This window comes from Rufibacter sp. JT20002, assembly GCF_056491185.1.
The window spans coordinates 335,291-352,830 of sequence record NZ_JBSZJY010000003.1 but is presented as its reverse complement, the minus strand read 5'-3'; the positions used below and the strand labels follow the sequence as shown (position 1 = coordinate 352,830).

Sequence of the window (17,540 nt, the reverse complement as noted above, 5' to 3'; positions counted from 1 at the left end):
GTTGATGGCCGATGGTTTCTGGCCCGTTTTCAGGAAAAGGGACCAAAAGGGAAGTTTACTTTGTAGTTAAGAAATCAAGGGATTGCGCTTTCTCCAGGGCGGCGGCTTTCTGGTCCTCTCCCATAGGACCATTTATCAGATTGTTGCCCCCGTAGACTATCTGTTCCCCGGCTAGTTTTACCAAAGTCACTTGCTTCCGCTCGCCGGGCTCAAAACGCACTGCCGTTCCGGCCGGAATATTCAACCGGTACCCGTACGCTTTTTCGCGGTCAAACTGCAGAAGGGCATTGGTTTCAAAGAACGGATAATGAGAGCCCACCTGCACGGGGCGGTCGCCCATGTTGGTTACCTCCACTTGCACGGTGGCTCGGCCTTGGTTCAGTTCCACTCCCTCTTGGGCCAACAGGTACTCACCGGGGTTTGGTTGGATAAAGGTATCAAGTGGAGCCGTTTTTTGGGTGCGGGTCAGACCAGAGCCGTAGAGGGCCAGCTCAGGTAATCCTTCATTGCGGCAAATGGGGTGGTGCACCGTAACCAGCTTGGTACCGTCCGGGAAAGTGCCTTCCACCTGTACCTCGTGGACCAACTCGGCTACGCCTTCCATGACATCAGCGAAGCCCAGGATCTTTTTGCCTTTGTCCATGAGGGTGGCAACCCGCTCCCCGTCCCTGATAAACTCCAGCAACTGAGTGGCAATTAGCGCCACGGCCTCGGGGTAATTGAGCCGAAGGCCGCGAGCGTAGCGTTTTTGGGCCACTACGCCGGCGTTGTGTAGCACCAGTTTGTCTATGTCTTTGGGCGAAAGATGCATGGGCGGGAGTTCTGAGTCTTGAGTCTTTATTTTTTGTCTGAGTGGCCCAGGCTTTTCTCTGGGTTCACCTGGTCGCGGACGAGCTGCTTGAGTTCCTTGATCTCGGGAAAACGGCCTGCCTCCCGCCGGTCAAAGATCACCTGGTCGTTGATCCGGATGAGGTAGGTACCACTGGTCTCGCTGGGTTCCAGGAGCACGCCTTTCAGGTCATCGGAGAAGGTGGTGAGCAGTTCCTGGGCCATGTAGGCGGCACGCAGCATCCAGCCGCATTTAGGACAATATTCTATGCTGATAATGGGTTTCATTGCCGGTTTTAGGAAAGTAGGTAAATAGTAGAAAGGGCCTGCGTTCACAGCAAGAGGTTCTCGTAGATCATCCAACCGCCATACGCAACGCACAGAACCGAAGACACCGCCACCATGCTCATCCGGAGGGTTCTGCCAATCTTCATGCGCCTGGTAAACGGAACGTTCACCAGGCCCGCGGCCACAAACATGCCTAGAATGGAGCCGAAGCCGAACATGAACAGGTACGCCACGCCCAACCAGGGATTCTCAATCTTGCCCATGATGGAGATCACCAAGGCACCGCTCCCGGCCAGACCGTGTACCAGCCCCACGGTATACGCGTAACTGTGCTGGTAGCGCGGGGTTCTGGATCTGGAAAAGTTTTCTTTGTTCGTTAATCGGCTCAGGCCCATGATCACCAGCATAAGTCCCACTCCCGCCTCCAGGTACCCGAACCCCGATTGCAGACCGGTGGATTGCAGAAAGATGACCTGGCTCAGGATGATGAGAGAACCCAGCAGCACAATAGTAGTGGTATGGCCTAACCCCCAGTACAACCCGTCTTTCATGGCCAATAGCCAATTATCCCGTTTGGAGACGATGTTGCCCACGGCAATCAGGTGATCGGCCTCAAAGGCGTGGCCCATCCCCACCAACGAAGCAAACATCAAGGGCATCAGGGTCTGCATGGATTCTTAAACTATCTTCCTGTTAATTAAAACTGGAAAACAATATAATAATCACAGCCACAGATTCAAACTTTAGGATTTTTCGCAACAACCAACCTCCTTATAGCAGTTTTTCTAAAATCGGACTTGAATAAGCTATTTTAAGCGGCTCCACCACTTTTTTAAACTGATGTTTTCAATGCTCCGGCTTTTTTCAGCCATAATCAGCTTAAACCATAGCAACAAAGCTTAACAAGAGGATTTTTAAAAAATTTATGGCAAACCCCAAATAGACGAAGCACTATCTAGATCAAAGAGATGCAAACTGGATCTTTGGCCGTTTTCTAAAATAAACCAGAAAGGGAATGATGGGTCTTGCCATCAAAAAATGAGCAGTTTTATGGCCAATTACTTTTTAAGGAAACAGGGCGTGAAACTAGATTGCGCTATCCTTTAAAGATTGAAAGAGGTCTGAGGTGTTAGTTCAAGGCGAGAGAATCTCGCACAAACCTTTGAATGGTCTGCTACACGGAGGAAAGGCAACTAAAGATTTTAATGCAAGCTTACTGTTGGGGATTGTTGCGGTGCTCTACTTGGACCACAGAATCTTCCAACCATTTCACGGCCTCGTTCTCGGTGAGGAAGGCTTTCCTACGTACGTCTGGCTGGTCTGAGGAGATGGCGGAGAGGGTGCCCCCCTCCTGAAGTCGCTGCATCTGCCGCGGAGCCAGCAACCAGGCTACCAATACGTGAGAAGAAACTTGCTGCAGGGCTTTGGGGTAGAATTCATTACTAAGCCAATCGCTTTCCAATTGAGTCATCTCGCCTTTAGAACGGCAGTCAAACAACCAGGAAGAAACGGCATGCTCTTTGGCCGTGGAAAGGATGGCCAGGCAGTTCATCTTGAACTCAGTAAAGGTGACAGGCTGCTGCCAACGGATAATGACCGTTTGCATGTCCGCCCGATAGGAAATCTTGATGTGCTTGCTAAATCCTATCTTCATGGCGCAAGGGGGACTAAACGCTACTCAGTGGCGCTTGGGTTTAAAAACTCATACCTTAGTCTTAGTCGTTGCTGTCTGTCTTGAAATGAATTTAGGCGAAGCATTTGGCAAATGCAAGCCTTCGGGGATATTTCACTCCAATCTTTTGAAAATAAGGTAGAAATACGAAAAATATTCCTACTACTCGTGCCTACTACGGGTCTCGTACAGGTTTTTACGCATAGAGAGAAATAGTTCAATGCTGGCTTGCAGAAAGGGCTCATCTAACCAGCTTTTCACCTCCTCATCACCGCCGGTGACCTCCATTTCGCTTACTTTATAGGTCTGCTCAAACGGGCCTAACTCTAACTTAAGCAAGTACTTCCCGTTCCAGGACAACAGGGTGATTTTTATGTCGGGGTGGGGAATGTCAGCTACTACACGCATGCGCAAAAAGAATAAAGCTTTATAAATCCAATCCAGAACTAATGTACGTAAAGGTAGCCGCCAAGATTACAACAAGGCACCTGAGGTGTAAGAATTCTTACTGCTTTTTTGCTTCGCTAGAACCCAGGCCCACTTTCAATAGCACTTTTCGGGAAGCAAAAGCTACCCGGGTATACAGGCCCGTTTTCTTCAAATTGCACAAAACTACAGCTCAATTCCCATCTGGCGCATGAGCTGGCTGGCATTGAAACTCTGGCAGATGCCGGGCCGCAGGGTATAGTCAAAACGCAGCTGGCCATCTTCAAAATAGCTGTTAAAGCTGAAGTTCTGCACTGATCCAGGTAGTTCCTGCTCCATATTCCCCAGTTCAAGGTCATGGGTAGACACAAAGCCTGCCGCTTGCCGTTGGTGCAACTGCCGGATCAGGGCCATGGCTCCCTGATGACGGTCATGGGAGTTGGTGCCTTTCAAGATCTCGTCCAGGAAGAAGTACACTGGCTGGCCAGTAAGGGTTAAGTCCAGCAGGATTTTAAGCCGTTTCAGTTCGGCGTAGAAAGACGAGGTGTTCTCAGCGAGGTTGTCTTCGGTGCGCATACTGGTGTACACCTGGCCCGGAAAAACCGTAGCCTGTCTGGCGCAAACAGCCGTACCGGTGAATGCCAGCACCATGTTCACGCCTACAGCCCGCAGAAATGTGCTCTTGCCAGACATGTTGGAACCCGTGATGAGTACGGTTTGACCCGCCCCCTGGAAAGCGATGCTGTTGGCAGTACGGCCCGGGCTAAAGATAAGCGGGTGGCTGAGATCGGCGGCTTCAAACTGGAAAGGCTGGGCACTTACCACCGGGACGGCATATTCTGGGTTGGCATACTGGAAAGCGGCTAGGCTAGCCAGGGCCTCAAATTCGGCGGCAGCATCCAGCACCTGCCCTATGTTGCTGGACATGGTCTTCTTCCAGCGCTCCAGGCGCCACATCCAGATGAAATCCCACATGAGTACGTGGTTCAGGATGAAATTCAAATAGGTGTTGAGCCGTGCCGAGAGGAACTGAATGATGGAAGCTAGCTTTCTAACGTGAGCGGAAGCTTGCTGCTCGTCAATCTTGAGTTGCTGCTGCAAGCCGCGGGCTTTTTTGCTTTGGAAGTCTCGGCCTTCAATGTGCACCAACAGATCAGTGTAGCTACGCAAGGTCTCGTACATGCCAGTGCTTTCTTCATAATACTCATCACGCTGCTGCTGAAACTTGTAGGCAATCAGGAACTGTACCACCACCAAGCCTAGGAACGGATAATGGGAATGTCCCTGACCCCAGTACACCCCGGCGCCTACAGTGAGCACCGGCAATAGAAAGGTCAAGGCCACCAGCCAGCTTTTCCCGGCGAAGAAGTTAGGGCTTTTAAGCCACTGCAAGAAAGGCTGAGGCAACTGCTGGGTTTTCCGATGGTGGTGCATAGCCCGAGCCTCCAGGTTTTGGCGCCACTCTAAGTCAGGCAGCAACTCCGCGACGGCCTCTTGCCGGGCCAGAATCTCACCTGCCGATGCAGGGGCTTTCAGCCACTCGGCCAAGCGTTGTTGACCCAACCGGGTGACAGCCCGGTTTAGGAGCTGAAAAAGGGAATTATCCCCAAAAACATCTAAATCTGCGGTATAGTAATGGTTAGGCTCCTGAAACTCCTCCCCGCCCGGAAACTCCTTCAATTCCCCGTGCAGGCGCTCCTTCTCCCTTCTGTTGATCAGGCCCAGGTACAACTGGTGTTTTCGGGCGTATTCTATTTTGTTATGCCAATGGATGAGCGTGGCAAAAATAAAGTAGCCGCCAATCAGCAAGCCCAAGCCCGCCCCGTTGTGCCCGTAGTAAAACAACACCAAGCAGCCAATCACCGAGGCAACAAAAAACGACAACCGGAGCCAACCCACCCAACGGTACCTGGTAGCCTGCCGCTCCTCGGCGGCGAAAAAGCGCTGTTCACGTTCGGTAAACAACCCTTCTGGAGAAGTTTGTATCATTAAAAAGAAGTCAAAATCATCAAGAACCCGCGGTGAAAGGCACATATTCCCTACCAGGTTCTGTCTTGCAGATAGGCTTACACCCAACTACCCAGGCAAAATAGGAAACTGCCATCAGTTAATCCGCTTTATGCGCTATTTTTTAAAAGCCGGGCGTAAACAGCAGTTTTACTTTAGAAAAGGGAAAACAGCTGAAATATTGCCTTCACACCCATCTTCTAAACTAAAGACAACTCCTCAAAAAGCAGACCTGAATCAAAGAACCTCTTAGATAGTGGCGATGCACTTGAGCTCAATGGCGATGGGGGTTGGCAGGGCATTTACCTCTACCGTAGTACGACAAGGTTGGTTGTCTTGGAAGTACTCAGCGTACAGGCGGTTGTAGGTTTGAAAATCGGCTTGCATATTGGTGAGGAACACAGTCACGTCTACCAGGTTCTCCCACCGGGTACCGGCTTCCTCCAGAATGGTGCGCACGTTCCTGAAGACCGAGTGGCACTGCGCCTCTATGTCATAGGAAACAATATTCCCTTCTTGGTCAAGCGTTACGCCCGGGATCTGCTTTGTCCCTTTTTCCCGCGGTCCCACGCCTGAGAGAAACAACAGATTTCCCACGCGTCTGGCGTGCGGGTACAGCCCTACCGGTTCCGGGGCTTGGGAGGCATGAATCGCTTCTGAAGAGGTATGGTCCATAAACGAAGGCTTTAGCGCTGTTTTACCAAAAGTAGGGTAAAAGCCAGGCATAAAAAAGGAGCGGACCTTAAACAGATCCGCTCCTTTTTTATGTGTTTCTAGTTTTTAATTGAAGGCGATGCTGCCGTACTTGCTGGAGACATTCACGGTGCCTTTAGGCGAAGCCTTGCCATATTTGCCTTTGTAGGTGCTAGAGGTGTTTCTTACCTCTTTCAAACTGAAGTTGGCTAAATCCTGGTCAATCTTGAAGTTGCCGTACTGGGTGTCTACCTCAAAGTTGAAGGCCGAGTTATCGGCGAAGCTCAAAGCCATTCCTGTATAGCCTCCTATCAGTTCCAGCTTTCTGAAGTTGGAAGACACGTTGCTGATCTCAAAGCCCGAGCAGTATTTCACGGTCAGGCTCGCTGATTCTTTCAGGCTACCAATCTTGATACCCGAGTAACTTCCGGTACCGTTGATCTGGCTGGCGCTGCCAATATGGAACTTTGAATCATAGCGGCTGGCCATGGTGAGCAAGTCTACGCGGTCAATGGTGATATTGCTGTAGGCAGTGACGGCATTGATGTCATCGGCTCCCCGCAGGTGCATGGTGGAGTATTTGGCAGTTAAATCGCCGCCTTTCATGTAGGCGATCTGGCAGTCGCCTCCGCTGTAGGTGACGGTAACCGTGTTGCGGGGGTTATTCAGACTTCCGGTCACCAGCTTTCCGTATTTCACCTCTAACTCGGTGGGCCCGTCAAAGTCTGGCATCTGCACCGAGCCGTATTTATTGTTGATGCGCAACGGGTTGGCTCGAGGCATTTTCACCATGTAGTTGATCTCGAAAGCCTTCTCGCTGCTGCTCTTGATCTGCATGGGCTCGCGCTCAGTGACAAAGGCGAGCAGGTTGTTGGCTCTGTCTTCGCTTATTCTCACCTGAATCTTGTTCAGGATTTCCTGCGCTTTTTCCTCCGTGATGGCCCGGGCCACAATGGTTACCTCTACGGCAATCTCATTTCTGGTCCAGGTTTGCACGTCTACCCGGCCAAACTGGTTTTCAATGCTTAGCTTGTCTGATTTGTCCACTTTAAAGGTGCGGTCTACTTTCTTCACCTTGGTGTAGGCATACGCCCCTTGCAGGTCTGGAGTAGGCTGGCTAAAAACGGGCGGCTCTGGGGTGGCCGGCACTTGCAAGGGCAGAACTTCTATATCCGGATGAATTGCTGCCAAAGGCGCCAGGATCACGTTCATTTCGGGTGCCAAACCTTCACAGGCAGGCAACGCAGAGATTTTCTCTGAGAGCTCCAAGACCTGGTGTAAGGCAATGGAGGGTTGTACCTGCGCTGAAATCTCGGCTTTGATTTCCTCCCTTAATACTTGTTTGCAAGGCGCTGTATTGCCCACGGCTTGCCCCTGGGCAATGCCCGCTCCCATGCAAAAACAGAAGAAGGTGAAAAGTTTAGATATTGGTCGTTTCATGGCGCGCAGGGGTTTTTACATTACTTCTATTTTCCAGTACTTCTAACTGCTGGTTCAGGAGCGCGATTCTCATTTTCAGGTTGTCGCTCATGGCCTGCAGAAGCACTTCTTTGTTGGGGGTGGTATACAGTTCTTTTTTCAGTTCATTGTAAGCTGAGTCCAGTTCAGAGAACCTGACTTGGTTTACACCCATGGCCTTCAGCTCCGATTTCTTTTTCTCAATCACCTGCACGTATTTGGTTTCAATCTGCCTCAGCTCTGGGGCTATTTTCTCCAGCGGAACCGGTGGGGTAGTCGCAGCCAGGGAAGCTGTCTCTTGCGTGTTCATATAGTAACGGGCCGAGAACGCGACCATCACCAGCAAGGCAATGGCAGCAGCATACCGCCAAGCCTGGTGCCAGTTGATGGAAATAATTTTTGCCTCTCTCTCAGTTTGAACTGGGTTAATAGGTTTTACTTCCTCTTCCAGCAGCTCCGCCGCAATGTCCTGCCACAAATCCGGTCGTGGGGCAAAGGAATCAAACTCTTCTCGGTGGGCCTGTACAAAATCTTTTAATCTATCTTTCATGGCAATGCTCCTTGTACTCGTTTTTGGTCCTTTTTACTTTTTCAGCTTAAGAACGACTGCTCCCGCATGAGGCTCAGCAATTTTTTGCGGGCCCGGCTGTACTGTGACTTAGACGTGGCCTCGCTGATACTTAGAATCTCGGCAATCTCGCCATGGTCATACCCTTCCAGCAGGTACAGGGTGAGCACTACCCGGTACCCGTCTGGCAGAGACTGAATGGCCTTCTTTATGTTTTCTACTTTGTAGTCCATTTCTTCCTGGTCGTAGTCAGGCGCCTCTTCGGCAAAATCCTGATGTTCTTCCATGGGCACCACCTGAAGCCGCCGGCTACGCACTTTGGTGATGGATTTGTTGATCACAATACGCTTTAACCAACTACCAAAAGTAGAGTCTCCCTTAAAGGTATGCAGTTCTCTGAACGCGCTCAGAAACGATTCCTGCAAGACATCCTCGGCCTCAGTATAGTCATTGGTAATGCGCATGCTCACGTTGAACATGGACTTACTGTAAAGTTTGTACAGCTCATATTGCGCCTTCCGGTCGCCCTCCTTACAGCGGGCCACCACGTGCGCGTTTACGTCGGTGTATTCCAGCGTCTCCAAATTGTTACCCTTTAGTGCTCATCATGATGGTAATCTAGTAACAGCAAACCGGAACACACCCACCCTTTTTCGCTAGCCTTTGGCTTTTCTCCTGTTCCAAACTTCTACTCTAAAGACTAGCCCAAAACCTGATGGTTGCACGGTGTTCCTAAAATATTTCCAGCGGTATTCCTTCCCTTAATTTATTCATTTTATTTCCCATTTTTGCGCAAAAAATCCACCTTCTATGAAACCTTTGTTCTTTCTGGTGCTCGCTTTCTTGCTGGGAATCAGTTTTTCACCCGTTTTAGCCCAAAACAAACCAAATACCTCCACTTCTGCCCGTGAAATGCGCCTGACCGTGAGTGATGGCACCGAGCTGTATGTAAAAGTTTCAGGCAAAGGACGGCCCTGCCTGTTCATCCATGGCGGGCCGGGCGCCTGGAGCCATTCGTTTGAGGTACTGGGCGTGAACACCCTGGAAGATTCCCTGCAGATGGTGTATGTAGACCAGCGTGGCAGCGGACGGTCTGGCAAAGCCCCTGATGGGAACTACAGCCCGCAGCGGGTAGCGCAAGACTTTGAGGAAGTGCGCCAGCAGCTAGGTTACCCGCAATGGACGGTTCTGGCCCATTCCTTCGGCGGAATTCTGGCCACGGAGTATGCCTACTATTACCCCAAAACCATCTCCCGCATGGTTCTGCTGAGCGCCACTTTAAACCTGAATTACTCAGCGCAAGTTCAGATAGACAGAGGGCTGGATATCTTGAAACCCGAAAACCCAGCCCCTTTCCTGGACAAGAGCAAGCCCCTGATTGATCGTTTCATGATGATCATTCAGGCGCTGAACGAAAAGAACAAGTACCATCAGTTGATGTACACCACAGAGGAAGGCCTGCAGAAGATGAACGAAGAAGACGCCAAACGCCCGGGCAATTACAGCTTTGGCCAGGCCTGGTCTAATTACCCAGAGTACTTCCAGGATTTCACCGAGGTCTCAAAACACCTGAAGATGCCGGTTCTGGTGATTGCCGGCCAACAGGATTTCTCTATTGGGCCAGACCATTACAAGAGCTTTAAATTCCCGAACCAGACCCTTGTTTCTATGCCGGGCGGCCACGTGATTTACCTGGAGCAGAACCCTCAATTCCAGAAGGTGGTGAAAGAGTTTTTGAAGAAGACCAGCAAAAAAAGCTAAGCCTATCTTACCCGAGCCTTGTAAGACCAGGTAATCCGGAAGCGGGCAACTTCCTCGCCTTTTTCGTCGCGGCCAACGCTCACAGTTTGCAGGCTGCTGCCTTGGCCGGTGATTTGGGCCAGGCGTACCGCCGAGGCAATGGCTGCCCCATCAGCGCAAGTGAAGGTGATGGTTCCTACGGCTTTCTTGCTGAACTCGGCTTCCAGGCTAACCACCAGCATTGACACTGAGGGTTGTGCCTGGTGCAGGTACATCATACTTAGCACCCCAGAGGCCATCTCAGCCGCCATGCTCAGACAGGCAAAGTAGATTGACCTAAACGGATTTTTGGTAAGGTAGCCGTACGCAACGGTCACCTCTGCCTTCTCCTCCGTCAGGCTCCGGATTCTGATTCCTGCCAGATAGGCCATGGGCAACCTCCTGAGCAGAAACAATCTCAGCTTGAATGGATTGGTGATTAACTTACGAAAGTTAGCGGTGGAGGCAGTAGTCATAAGCCGAAAGCTGGTTCACCAGAAAAGATAGACATTCTATGGGAGTTATGGAAAACATGGAAGGACTCGCCATGTTTTCCATAACTTTTTTTGAAATATGCCTCCAAAGCAAAATGCCCCGCCAATTTTATGTTGGTGGGGCATTCTGTTTCAATATGTTTTAGGACAACATCCTTGCTAAAAAAGAATACGGCCGTAAAGACAGATTTACCTTTCTGTTTTCTTCTTCAGGGTATACCCGTACCAAAGTCCGGCAATGGTCACGGGAGCAAGACAAAGTAAGGCCATCCAGGCAAAAGGCTTCATCACATAATTGAGCAGCCATCCCCTTTCCAGCGCACCCGTGAACGCCTGCAGCAACAGGGCGGCCAGAACGCAGATAAGGGTAGAGAACAGCACCACCTTCAAGCCAGAAAGAACCCCAACCCAGGCATGCCTTTTCTTGCCCAGGATGATTTTCACGCCCGCCTTTCTGCCCACTAAGTAAGCGAACAACAGACTTGAAAGCGTGAAAACAATCAGGTTGGTTGCTCCAAGATACGTTACGATGTCCCAGAACACCTGCACCGAACTGGTGACGGAGAGCAAGAAAGTGAAAAAGAGCACCGCTATGATGATCTCAGTTGTAAGCGTGGCCTTAAGCGCGTAGGTGATTCCCTGTCTTCGCGCGTTTTTGATTGAGGCATCCATCAGGATTGTTATTAATTAATGGCTTCTAAAACAGTGTAAAACGCAATTCACTTCTAGTTAAAGAAGACCATGCCAGCCCCTCCTTACTCCTCTCCCACAAAACGCCAGTTCATTTGGCTTTATTTTAAAGTTTAGAAGTCAAACTTGATGCCTTGCGCCAGCGGCAGCTCCCGTCCGAAGTTGATAGTATTGGTTTGCCGGCGCATGTAGAACCGCCACGCATCTGACCCGGATTCGCGCCCGCCGCCCGTGTCTTTCTCCCCACCGAAGGCCCCGCCAATCTCGGCTCCGGAAGTACCTATGTTCACATTGGCAATGCCGCAGTCAGATCCCCAGTGGCTCAGGAAGGCCTCCGTTTCCAGCAGGTTAGAAGAGAAGATGGACGAAGACAACCCTTGCCGCACCCCATTCTGGATATCAATGGCGTTTTTCACGTCACCGCTATATTTGATGAGGTACAGAATAGGCGCGAAGGTTTCTTCCTGCACGGTGTGGTAAGAATGTTCGGCCTCCACAATGGCAGGCGTCACGTAGGTACCGGTGGCGTATTCCTCTCCTTCCAGCACTTCTCCACCAATCAGCAGGTTTCCACCTTCTTGCTGCACTCTTTCCAAGGCATCCAGGAAAGCCTTGGTAGCATCTTTGTCAATAAGCGGACCCACCAGAATGCCGTCTTTCAACGGATCCCCGATGGGCAGATTAGGATACACCTTCAACAAGCGCTCTTTCACCTCGTCATAGATGCTGTCATGGATGATCAATCTTCTGGTGGAGGTACAGCGCTGCCCACAGGTTCCTACGGCCCCAAATACAACCGCTCTGATGGCCATTTCCAGGTCAGCGTTTGGCGTGAGGATGATGGCGTTGTTTCCGCCTAGTTCCAGCAAAGAACGCCCTAAACGCCGGCCCACGGCCTCGCCCACTTTCTTGCCCATGCGCGTAGATCCTGTTGCTGATACTAGCGGCACGCGCTCGTCATGCGCCATCTTGCTTCCGATCATGGCATCCCCGATGATCACGCTGAAGACACCTTCCGGCACCTGGTTATCCCGCAGCACCTCCTGAATAATCTGCTGACAGGCCACTGCGGTCAAAGGGGTTTTCTCTGAAGGTTTCCACACTACCGTATCTCCGCAGATAGCCGCCAGCATGGCATTCCAGCTCCAAACCGCCACCGGGAAGTTGAAGGCTGAGATCACGCCTACTACGCCCAACGGATGGTACTGCTCATACATGCGGTGGGTGGGGCGCTCAGAGTGCATGGTGTAGCCGTGCAGCTGCCGCGACAAGCCCACCGCGAAGTCGCAGATGTCAATCATCTCCTGCACCTCGCCCAGGCCTTCCTGCAGAATCTTGCCCATTTCATAGCTCACCAGTTTGCCCAAAGGCTCTTTGTACTCGCGCAGTTTCAGCCCGATCTGGCGTACTACTTCCCCGCGTTTGGGCGAGGGCCAGGTACGCCACTCCAGAAACGCCTGCTGCGCGGTGGTGATTACCTGGTCGTAATCGGCCTCAGAAGCCATGTTCACGGTGGCGATGGTTTTACCGTTGGTAGGCGAATGGATGGTGCGGGTCTCTGAGTTGTTTTCGCCGCCCCAGTTCAGCCCGGTGCTGTACGCCGGGTTAGTCTCCTGGATGCCCAACTGGGAAAGTATATCGGTGATATTGGTTTGTAGCGTGGTCTCGGTCTGCATAGATCTTCTGGTTAACCTTTACTTACTAATGTGGGGAATAAGACCCTAGTATAGGCCTTTCTGGCAACATATAAAACAAAAAAGCTCCTGCCGTGGGGCAGGAGCTTTGCAGGAACCGTTTAAAGCTTATATTTCTCAAAGGAGGTCAAAATTAGCGGCCTAAGGCATAATAGGCTCTGCGACCATCTGGGTAAACTCCCTCAATAAGGAGACCTCCGCGGCGAGTACCTTTCAATACTTTGTCTACGTCTTGTGGCACATTGGTTGGAGTTTTGTCAATGCTGGTGATGATGAAACCATCTTTCATACCAGTTTCGGCAAAGGCACTCTCTTCCACGTCACTGATTTTCACACCACCGGTAATGTCCAGTTTGTTTAGTTCCTGCTTGGTGGCAGCCTCAAACTTGGCACCATCAATGGTCATGGCCTTGTTGGAGTTAGGATCGCGTTTCACAATCTCAGTGCTTCCGCTGGCATTACGCAATGTAACGTTGATGCTCTTCTCGCTTCCGCCACGCAGGAAAGCCACCTTGATTTTATCGCCAGGGCGATATCTGGTCACTTGCTCCTGTAACTGGGCGCTGGTGTTCACTTTCACGCCGTTGATTTCAGTGATCACGTCACCTTGCTGTAAACCGGCAGTTTTAGCGGCACTGCTTTCAGAGAAACCGGCCACGTACACGCCATTCAAAGTTTTCAGGTTTTTTTCTTTGGCTAGTTCAGCATTTACTTCCTGCATCTGCACACCCAGCAAAGCGCGTTGCACTTCACCAAACTTCAACAGGTCATCCACCACTTTGCTTACGATGGAAGAAGGAACGGCAAACGAGTAACCGGCAAAAGAACCTGTCTGCGAGGCAATGGCGGTGTTAATCCCGATCAGGTCTCCGTTAAGGTTCACCAGGGCTCCCCCACTGTTACCAGGGTTCACAGCCGCATCGGTCTGAATGAACGATTCCACACTCATGTTACCGGCTCCTTGCAGGATACCTACGTTACGACCTTTCGCGCTCACGATACCGGCAGTTACCGTAGAGTTCAAGTTGAAGGGATTACCAACTGCCAGTACCCACTCTCCAACTTTCACATTGTCAGAGTTTCCGTAACGCAGGGCAGGCAGATTGTCAGCGTTGATTTTCAACAACGCAATGTCTGTATTAGGGTCAGTACCTACCAGGGTAGCATCAAACGTACGTTTATCATCCAGAATCACCTGGATTTTATCGGCACGGTCAATCACGTGGTTATTGGTCACCACATAACCGTTAGAGGCAATGATTACCCCAGAACCAGAACCCATGGCCGGACCTTGCTGTTGGCGCTGATAGCCTTCAAAATCATCACCGAAAAAATCACGGAAGAACGGGTGAATCTCACTCGCGCTTGGTCCGCGGCGCGCCTGCACTTTGTACTCAGTAGTCACGTGCACCACCGCCGGGGTTACCAACTCTGCCGAGGTGACAAAGTTCAACCCTTCTGGCACCACTACGTCAGAAGAACGCATGGCGCTGGTGTAACGCACATTGGTATTAGGCAATTGTTGCCCACTGGCAGGCACATCATCATCCAGTAATTTATAACTTCCAACGGCGACGCCTCCACCTACCATAGCAGAGAGCATCAGCCCCAACATCAGCTGTTTCGTTTTCATATTTATAAGTCAGCTATATAGGTTAATAAATTGAAAAGTATCTTCTCTTTCAGGAAAATTAAGTCTTGTTTACTTTGTACGTGGGAAACGCTAAAATAGCAAAACTAGTATTGTTACTAAACAAAGACTACGCCAAAAAGGCGCTGATTAGCGCCTTTTTAACATATCCTTAACGTTTTCTTACTTCACAGAAATCTGGTGTTTCACCACTTTCTCCTCCACCTTAGGAACAGAGATTTGCAGCACGCCGTTCTCAAACTGAGCGTCAATGGCAGCGCCATCTACGTGCTCTGGCAGTTGGAAAGAACGTCTGAATTTTCCGTACAGGTTCTCTACCCGGTGGTATTTATGTCCTTCGGTTTCTTTGTTGAAGGTACGCTCACCGCTTACGCGTAGCACGCCGTCTTCAAACTCAACAGTAATGTTTTCTTTCTTAAGACCTGGTAGGGCCAGTTCTACTTCATAGCTTTTCTCGGTTTCCCAAAGATCTACCGCAGGGGTAAAACCTTGTACCCGACGGTTGTTCACAGTGTCCTGGAAAAAGCTGTCTAACAAGCTGCTGAACGTCTGTGGAGCTCTGTTTTGCAATACCGGATGTTGTTTTACAGTTGCCATTGTCTTTATATCTAATATTTAAATTTCAATTGGATACTTACCTATTAGTAAATTTTGTACCAATCGAGAAAACAGCCCATTTACTGACACAAAGACATTTTAAAAAATCTTTAAAACATAGAAACAAGCCATAATGTCTTATTTGCTTGATTTTTCTCGTCCGAAAAGGCAGATATTGAAAGGAAAACCAATAGCTCCTAAAAAAACGATCTGCTTTGAGGCTCCTTTAAAGAAAAGAGCCTCAAAGCAGATCGTTTCCCAAAACAGGATATTGGGTTATGCTTGGGTTGCCAACGCCTGGAGTTCATTAACCGCCAACCACGCCATTAAACCGCTTCCTACTTCCAGGGCGGCTTCCTCTATGTCAAAGGTAGGCGTGTGCACCCCTGAAATAATACCCCTCTCCTCGTTGCGGGTACCTAGGCGGTAAAAGCAGGCAGGGGTTTGCTGGGAGTAATAAGCGAAGTCTTCGGCAGCCATCCACATATCCAGTTCTACCACGTTCTCTTCGCCTAAATAGTCTTGGGCGGCGGCCCGGGCGCGGGACACCAGGGCCGGATCGTTTTTCAGGAACGGATAGCCATCCATGATGTTGATCTCGCAGGAGCCACCCATGCTTTCGCAAAGTCCTTCGGCCAGTTTCTTTATTTTCTGCTTGGCCTCGGCGCGCCAGGCTTCATCCATGGTCCGGAAGGTGCCTTCAATTTTCACCTCGCCCGGAATTACGTTGGTAGCCCCGTTGGCAATCACTTTCCCAAACGACAACACTGACGGAACCTTGGGGTTAGCGCGCCGGCTCACAATCTGCTGCAGCGCTACCAATAGGTGAGCACTTATTAGAACCGGGTCCACCAACTGCTCAGGCAAACCACCGTGGCCGCCTTTCCCTTTCACGGTGATGTAGATTTCATCGGCGGAGGCCATGTACATGCCGGAACGGAAACCTACCTTGCCGGCAGGCAGAAACGGAAACACATGTTGCCCCATGATGCTCTTTGGGGCCGGGTTTTCCAGCACGCCTTCTTTGATCATCAGGGAGGCCCCACCCGGGAACTTCTCCTCGCCGGGTTGGAAGATGAGTTTCACGGTGCCTTCAAACTCATCGCGCAGGTCCTGCAGAATTCGGGCAGTGGTCAGTAAGGAAGAAGTATGCACGTCATGGCCACAGGCATGCATAACCCCTTCGTTCCTTGATTTGTAGGCGACTTCATTCGTTTCCAGAATGGGCAAAGCATCCAGGTCGGCACGCAGGGCGGTGGTGGCTTTCTCGGGGTTGCGGCCCTTGATCAATGCAACTACCCCGGTCTTGGTGACCCGCTCCGGCTCCAGCCCATATTCCTGCAGTTTCCTGAACACGTACCCCGAGGTCTCAAACTCCTGAAAGGATAACTCTGGGTGCTGGTGCAGGTGCTGCCGGGTGGCTACGGTGTCTGCGGCATATTTCCTGGCGAGTTGCTGTATATGGCTGGTAAGTTCTTTCATTGAAGAGAAACAATCAAATATGCGCAAAGGTACAGCTAAAAACGAAAGTGCTGTTTACGGCCTTTTTTCTCAAAAGAAACCGTAAACAGCACTTTGCCTACCATTCGTCAGTTGACTACTTAAGGCAAGCTCCTCATCTTCTCTTCTGCCCTAAAGCCAAAAGAATTGTCAAGGCGACGAGCCCGGGCAAGTCCGGTTAAGGTCAAATACACCAATGGTGGGGTATTTAAGTGACTAATCTTTATAAACCCCTCCTCTAGCAGTTCATTGCATAGAAACAGAACCTCCTCCAACCTCAGGTGAATATTTGCTGCAATACTGAAGGTAGAAGCAGGATGATCTTTAGGGTCAGGGTGAGATTTCACCTGAGCAAACAAGCCTGAAAGTATCAAATCCCTCTTATCCATATACTAATCTTATCGGAAGGAATTTACGAAAGAACCTTATTCCAATTCACAGACTTGATGATAATGAAGTACTTTCCACAGCAAATACCGTAGAATCTCCCCCCCCCCGCCATTTGGATGTAAAAAGTACGGCTGGAAAAGTAGCCCTGAAAAATACCCGATGCGCTCAAACAAAAACCGCCGTTTCTGAGCTGCTTTCTATAAACAGGCCAAAAACGGCGGCTAATAAAGTAAACAAAGTGTTCCTGTCCTACTTAGGGATATTGATGGTTTCCTGCACCAGCAGAGCATTAGGAAGTAAATCCTGTATTTTGTTTAACGCATTCTGCGCTTCTACCCGGGTGAAGAAGTCGCCAATCTTTAGCTGGTACGTGGGCTGCTTGTAGGTGAGGTAGTCTTTTTCCTCTGGCAACCGACGGACGATGTTGTTGCGCAGGTTCATGGCGGTCTGGCGCTCAATGCCGGTATACGCCAGAATACGGTAACCGGCCGCGTACTTGATGTTCTTCTGCACTTGCACCACGCTGTCCATGAGCAACGTCACTTGCGGACCTACATGGTTCGTCGGGGCGGCTGGGGCTGTGGGTTCAGCCCCGCCTTTGGGAGCCGCTGGAAACGAAGGTCGGTATTTCTTGGTATCTACCAAGGTAGCGGTGCCCTCGCCTTTCTTCCCATCTGACCGGCTGCCTGAAGCCACGGAACCATTCCCGTTGCTGGTAGAGGAGGAAGTACTGCCCGTGGCGGCGCAACTCATCATAGCACCCAGGCAAAGGAAAGCAAATATTCTAAAAGTCATTATTCTCCAA

At 50.5% G+C, this 17,540-nt stretch carries 18 protein-coding genes; 1 reads left to right on the top strand and 17 read right to left on the bottom strand.

All coding sequences use genetic code 11. The features are described 5' to 3' along the window. Positions 1 to 55: 55 nt before the first annotated feature. From ACW9SV_RS15410 to ACW9SV_RS15365, 10 genes are all read right to left on the bottom strand, one after another. Positions 56 to 811: an urease subunit beta gene (locus ACW9SV_RS15410; RefSeq protein ID WP_479557649.1), complete on the bottom strand. Its 756-nt coding sequence runs from the start codon at positions 809 to 811 to the stop codon at positions 56 to 58. Positions 812 to 837: 26 nt separating this feature from the next. After that, the gene (locus tag ACW9SV_RS15405) at positions 838 to 1,116 is read right to left on the bottom strand and encodes an Rdx family protein (RefSeq protein ID WP_479557648.1); all 279 of its coding nucleotides are present in this window, start codon (positions 1,114 to 1,116) and stop codon (positions 838 to 840) included. 44 nt (positions 1,117 to 1,160) lie between these two features. After that, positions 1,161 to 1,787, bottom strand: a complete 627-nt coding sequence (locus ACW9SV_RS15400) for an urease accessory protein (protein ID WP_479557647.1) — start codon at positions 1,785 to 1,787, stop codon at positions 1,161 to 1,163. A 542-nt stretch (positions 1,788 to 2,329) separates the two neighbouring features. Next, positions 2,330 to 2,770: a hypothetical protein gene (locus tag ACW9SV_RS15395; protein ID WP_479557646.1), complete on the bottom strand. Its 441-nt coding sequence runs from the start codon at positions 2,768 to 2,770 to the stop codon at positions 2,330 to 2,332. 180 nt (positions 2,771 to 2,950) lie between these two features. Continuing rightward, on the bottom strand, positions 2,951 to 3,196 hold the full coding sequence (locus tag ACW9SV_RS15390) for a hypothetical protein (protein WP_479557645.1): 246 nt from the start codon (positions 3,194 to 3,196) through the stop codon (positions 2,951 to 2,953). A gap of 204 nt (positions 3,197 to 3,400) precedes the next feature. After that, positions 3,401 to 5,203 carry a MutS-related protein gene (locus tag ACW9SV_RS15385; RefSeq protein WP_479557644.1) on the bottom strand — a complete coding sequence of 601 codons (1,803 nt, stop codon included), beginning with the start codon at positions 5,201 to 5,203 and terminating at the stop codon, positions 3,401 to 3,403. Between the two features lie 267 nt (positions 5,204 to 5,470). Next, positions 5,471 to 5,896, bottom strand: coding sequence for a RidA family protein (locus ACW9SV_RS15380; RefSeq protein WP_479557643.1), 426 nt, complete (start codon positions 5,894 to 5,896; stop codon positions 5,471 to 5,473). A 105-nt stretch (positions 5,897 to 6,001) separates the two neighbouring features. Next, entirely contained in the window at positions 6,002 to 7,354 is a 1,353-nt protein-coding gene (locus ACW9SV_RS15375; RefSeq protein ID WP_479557642.1) for a hypothetical protein, read from the bottom strand. Beyond that, positions 7,335 to 7,922: a hypothetical protein gene (locus tag ACW9SV_RS15370; protein WP_479557641.1), complete on the bottom strand. Its 588-nt coding sequence runs from the start codon at positions 7,920 to 7,922 to the stop codon at positions 7,335 to 7,337. Before ACW9SV_RS15370 ends, ACW9SV_RS15375 begins: the two co-directional genes overlap by 20 nt. Before the next feature lie 41 nt (positions 7,923 to 7,963). Beyond that, entirely contained in the window at positions 7,964 to 8,524 is a 561-nt protein-coding gene (locus ACW9SV_RS15365; protein WP_479557640.1) for an RNA polymerase sigma factor, read from the bottom strand. Between the two features lie 226 nt (positions 8,525 to 8,750). Between ACW9SV_RS15365 and ACW9SV_RS15360 the strand changes: the two genes are divergently transcribed. Further along, complete coding sequence (locus tag ACW9SV_RS15360) at positions 8,751 to 9,701, top strand: alpha/beta fold hydrolase (RefSeq protein ID WP_479557639.1); 951 nt, start codon at positions 8,751 to 8,753, stop codon at positions 9,699 to 9,701. 2 nt (positions 9,702 to 9,703) lie between these two features. On the opposite strand, the gene ACW9SV_RS15355 is transcribed toward ACW9SV_RS15360, so the two are convergent. The 7 genes from ACW9SV_RS15355 to ACW9SV_RS15325 form a co-directional block, all read right to left on the bottom strand. Continuing rightward, entirely contained in the window at positions 9,704 to 10,195 is a 492-nt protein-coding gene (locus ACW9SV_RS15355) for a DUF4442 domain-containing protein (protein WP_479557638.1), read from the bottom strand. Between the two features lie 207 nt (positions 10,196 to 10,402). Then, positions 10,403 to 10,885, bottom strand: a complete 483-nt coding sequence (locus tag ACW9SV_RS15350; protein ID WP_479557637.1) for a hypothetical protein — start codon at positions 10,883 to 10,885, stop codon at positions 10,403 to 10,405. Between the two features lie 131 nt (positions 10,886 to 11,016). Further along, positions 11,017 to 12,579: an L-piperidine-6-carboxylate dehydrogenase gene (amaB, locus tag ACW9SV_RS15345; protein WP_479557636.1), complete on the bottom strand. Its 1,563-nt coding sequence runs from the start codon at positions 12,577 to 12,579 to the stop codon at positions 11,017 to 11,019. A 151-nt stretch (positions 12,580 to 12,730) separates the two neighbouring features. Then, on the bottom strand, positions 12,731 to 14,230 hold the full coding sequence (locus ACW9SV_RS15340; protein ID WP_479557635.1) for a Do family serine endopeptidase: 1,500 nt from the start codon (positions 14,228 to 14,230) through the stop codon (positions 12,731 to 12,733). Positions 14,231 to 14,410: 180 nt separating this feature from the next. Next, positions 14,411 to 14,845, bottom strand: a complete 435-nt coding sequence (locus tag ACW9SV_RS15335; protein WP_479557634.1) for an Hsp20/alpha crystallin family protein — start codon at positions 14,843 to 14,845, stop codon at positions 14,411 to 14,413. 276 nt (positions 14,846 to 15,121) lie between these two features. Further along, positions 15,122 to 16,327, bottom strand: a complete 1,206-nt coding sequence (locus tag ACW9SV_RS15330; RefSeq protein WP_479557633.1) for a M20 metallopeptidase family protein — start codon at positions 16,325 to 16,327, stop codon at positions 15,122 to 15,124. 657 nt (positions 16,328 to 16,984) lie between these two features. Further along, positions 16,985 to 17,530, bottom strand: coding sequence for a sporulation protein (locus tag ACW9SV_RS15325; protein ID WP_479557632.1), 546 nt, complete (start codon positions 17,528 to 17,530; stop codon positions 16,985 to 16,987). Between the last annotated feature and the right edge of the window lie 10 nt (positions 17,531 to 17,540).

What these genes read in the sequence shown, in the direction of transcription:
- ACW9SV_RS15410 (WP_479557649.1), bottom strand. Translation starts at nt 811, where the DNA reads ATGCATCTTTCGCCCAAAGACATAGACAAACTGGTGCTACACAACGCC.
- ACW9SV_RS15405 (WP_479557648.1), bottom strand. Translation starts at nt 1,116, where the DNA reads ATGAAACCCATTATCAGCATAGAATATTGTCCTAAATGCGGCTGGATG.
- ACW9SV_RS15400 (WP_479557647.1), bottom strand. Translation starts at nt 1,787, where the DNA reads ATGCAGACCCTGATGCCCTTGATGTTTGCTTCGTTGGTGGGGATGGGC.
- ACW9SV_RS15395 (WP_479557646.1), bottom strand. Translation starts at nt 2,770, where the DNA reads ATGAAGATAGGATTTAGCAAGCACATCAAGATTTCCTATCGGGCGGAC.
- ACW9SV_RS15390 (WP_479557645.1), bottom strand. Translation starts at nt 3,196, where the DNA reads ATGCGTGTAGTAGCTGACATTCCCCACCCCGACATAAAAATCACCCTG.
- ACW9SV_RS15385 (WP_479557644.1), bottom strand. Translation starts at nt 5,203, where the DNA reads ATGATACAAACTTCTCCAGAAGGGTTGTTTACCGAACGTGAACAGCGC.
- ACW9SV_RS15380 (WP_479557643.1), bottom strand. Translation starts at nt 5,896, where the DNA reads ATGGACCATACCTCTTCAGAAGCGATTCATGCCTCCCAAGCCCCGGAA.
- ACW9SV_RS15375 (WP_479557642.1), bottom strand. Translation starts at nt 7,354, where the DNA reads ATGAAACGACCAATATCTAAACTTTTCACCTTCTTCTGTTTTTGCATG.
- ACW9SV_RS15370 (WP_479557641.1), bottom strand. Translation starts at nt 7,922, where the DNA reads ATGAAAGATAGATTAAAAGATTTTGTACAGGCCCACCGAGAAGAGTTT.
- ACW9SV_RS15360 (WP_479557639.1), top strand. Translation starts at nt 8,751, where the DNA reads ATGAAACCTTTGTTCTTTCTGGTGCTCGCTTTCTTGCTGGGAATCAGT.
- ACW9SV_RS15355 (WP_479557638.1), bottom strand. Translation starts at nt 10,195, where the DNA reads ATGACTACTGCCTCCACCGCTAACTTTCGTAAGTTAATCACCAATCCA.
- ACW9SV_RS15350 (WP_479557637.1), bottom strand. Translation starts at nt 10,885, where the DNA reads ATGGATGCCTCAATCAAAAACGCGCGAAGACAGGGAATCACCTACGCG.
- amaB (WP_479557636.1), bottom strand. Translation starts at nt 12,579, where the DNA reads ATGCAGACCGAGACCACGCTACAAACCAATATCACCGATATACTTTCC.
- ACW9SV_RS15340 (WP_479557635.1), bottom strand. Translation starts at nt 14,230, where the DNA reads ATGAAAACGAAACAGCTGATGTTGGGGCTGATGCTCTCTGCTATGGTA.
- ACW9SV_RS15335 (WP_479557634.1), bottom strand. Translation starts at nt 14,845, where the DNA reads ATGGCAACTGTAAAACAACATCCGGTATTGCAAAACAGAGCTCCACAG.
- ACW9SV_RS15330 (WP_479557633.1), bottom strand. Translation starts at nt 16,327, where the DNA reads ATGAAAGAACTTACCAGCCATATACAGCAACTCGCCAGGAAATATGCC.
- ACW9SV_RS15325 (WP_479557632.1), bottom strand. Translation starts at nt 17,530, where the DNA reads ATGACTTTTAGAATATTTGCTTTCCTTTGCCTGGGTGCTATGATGAGT.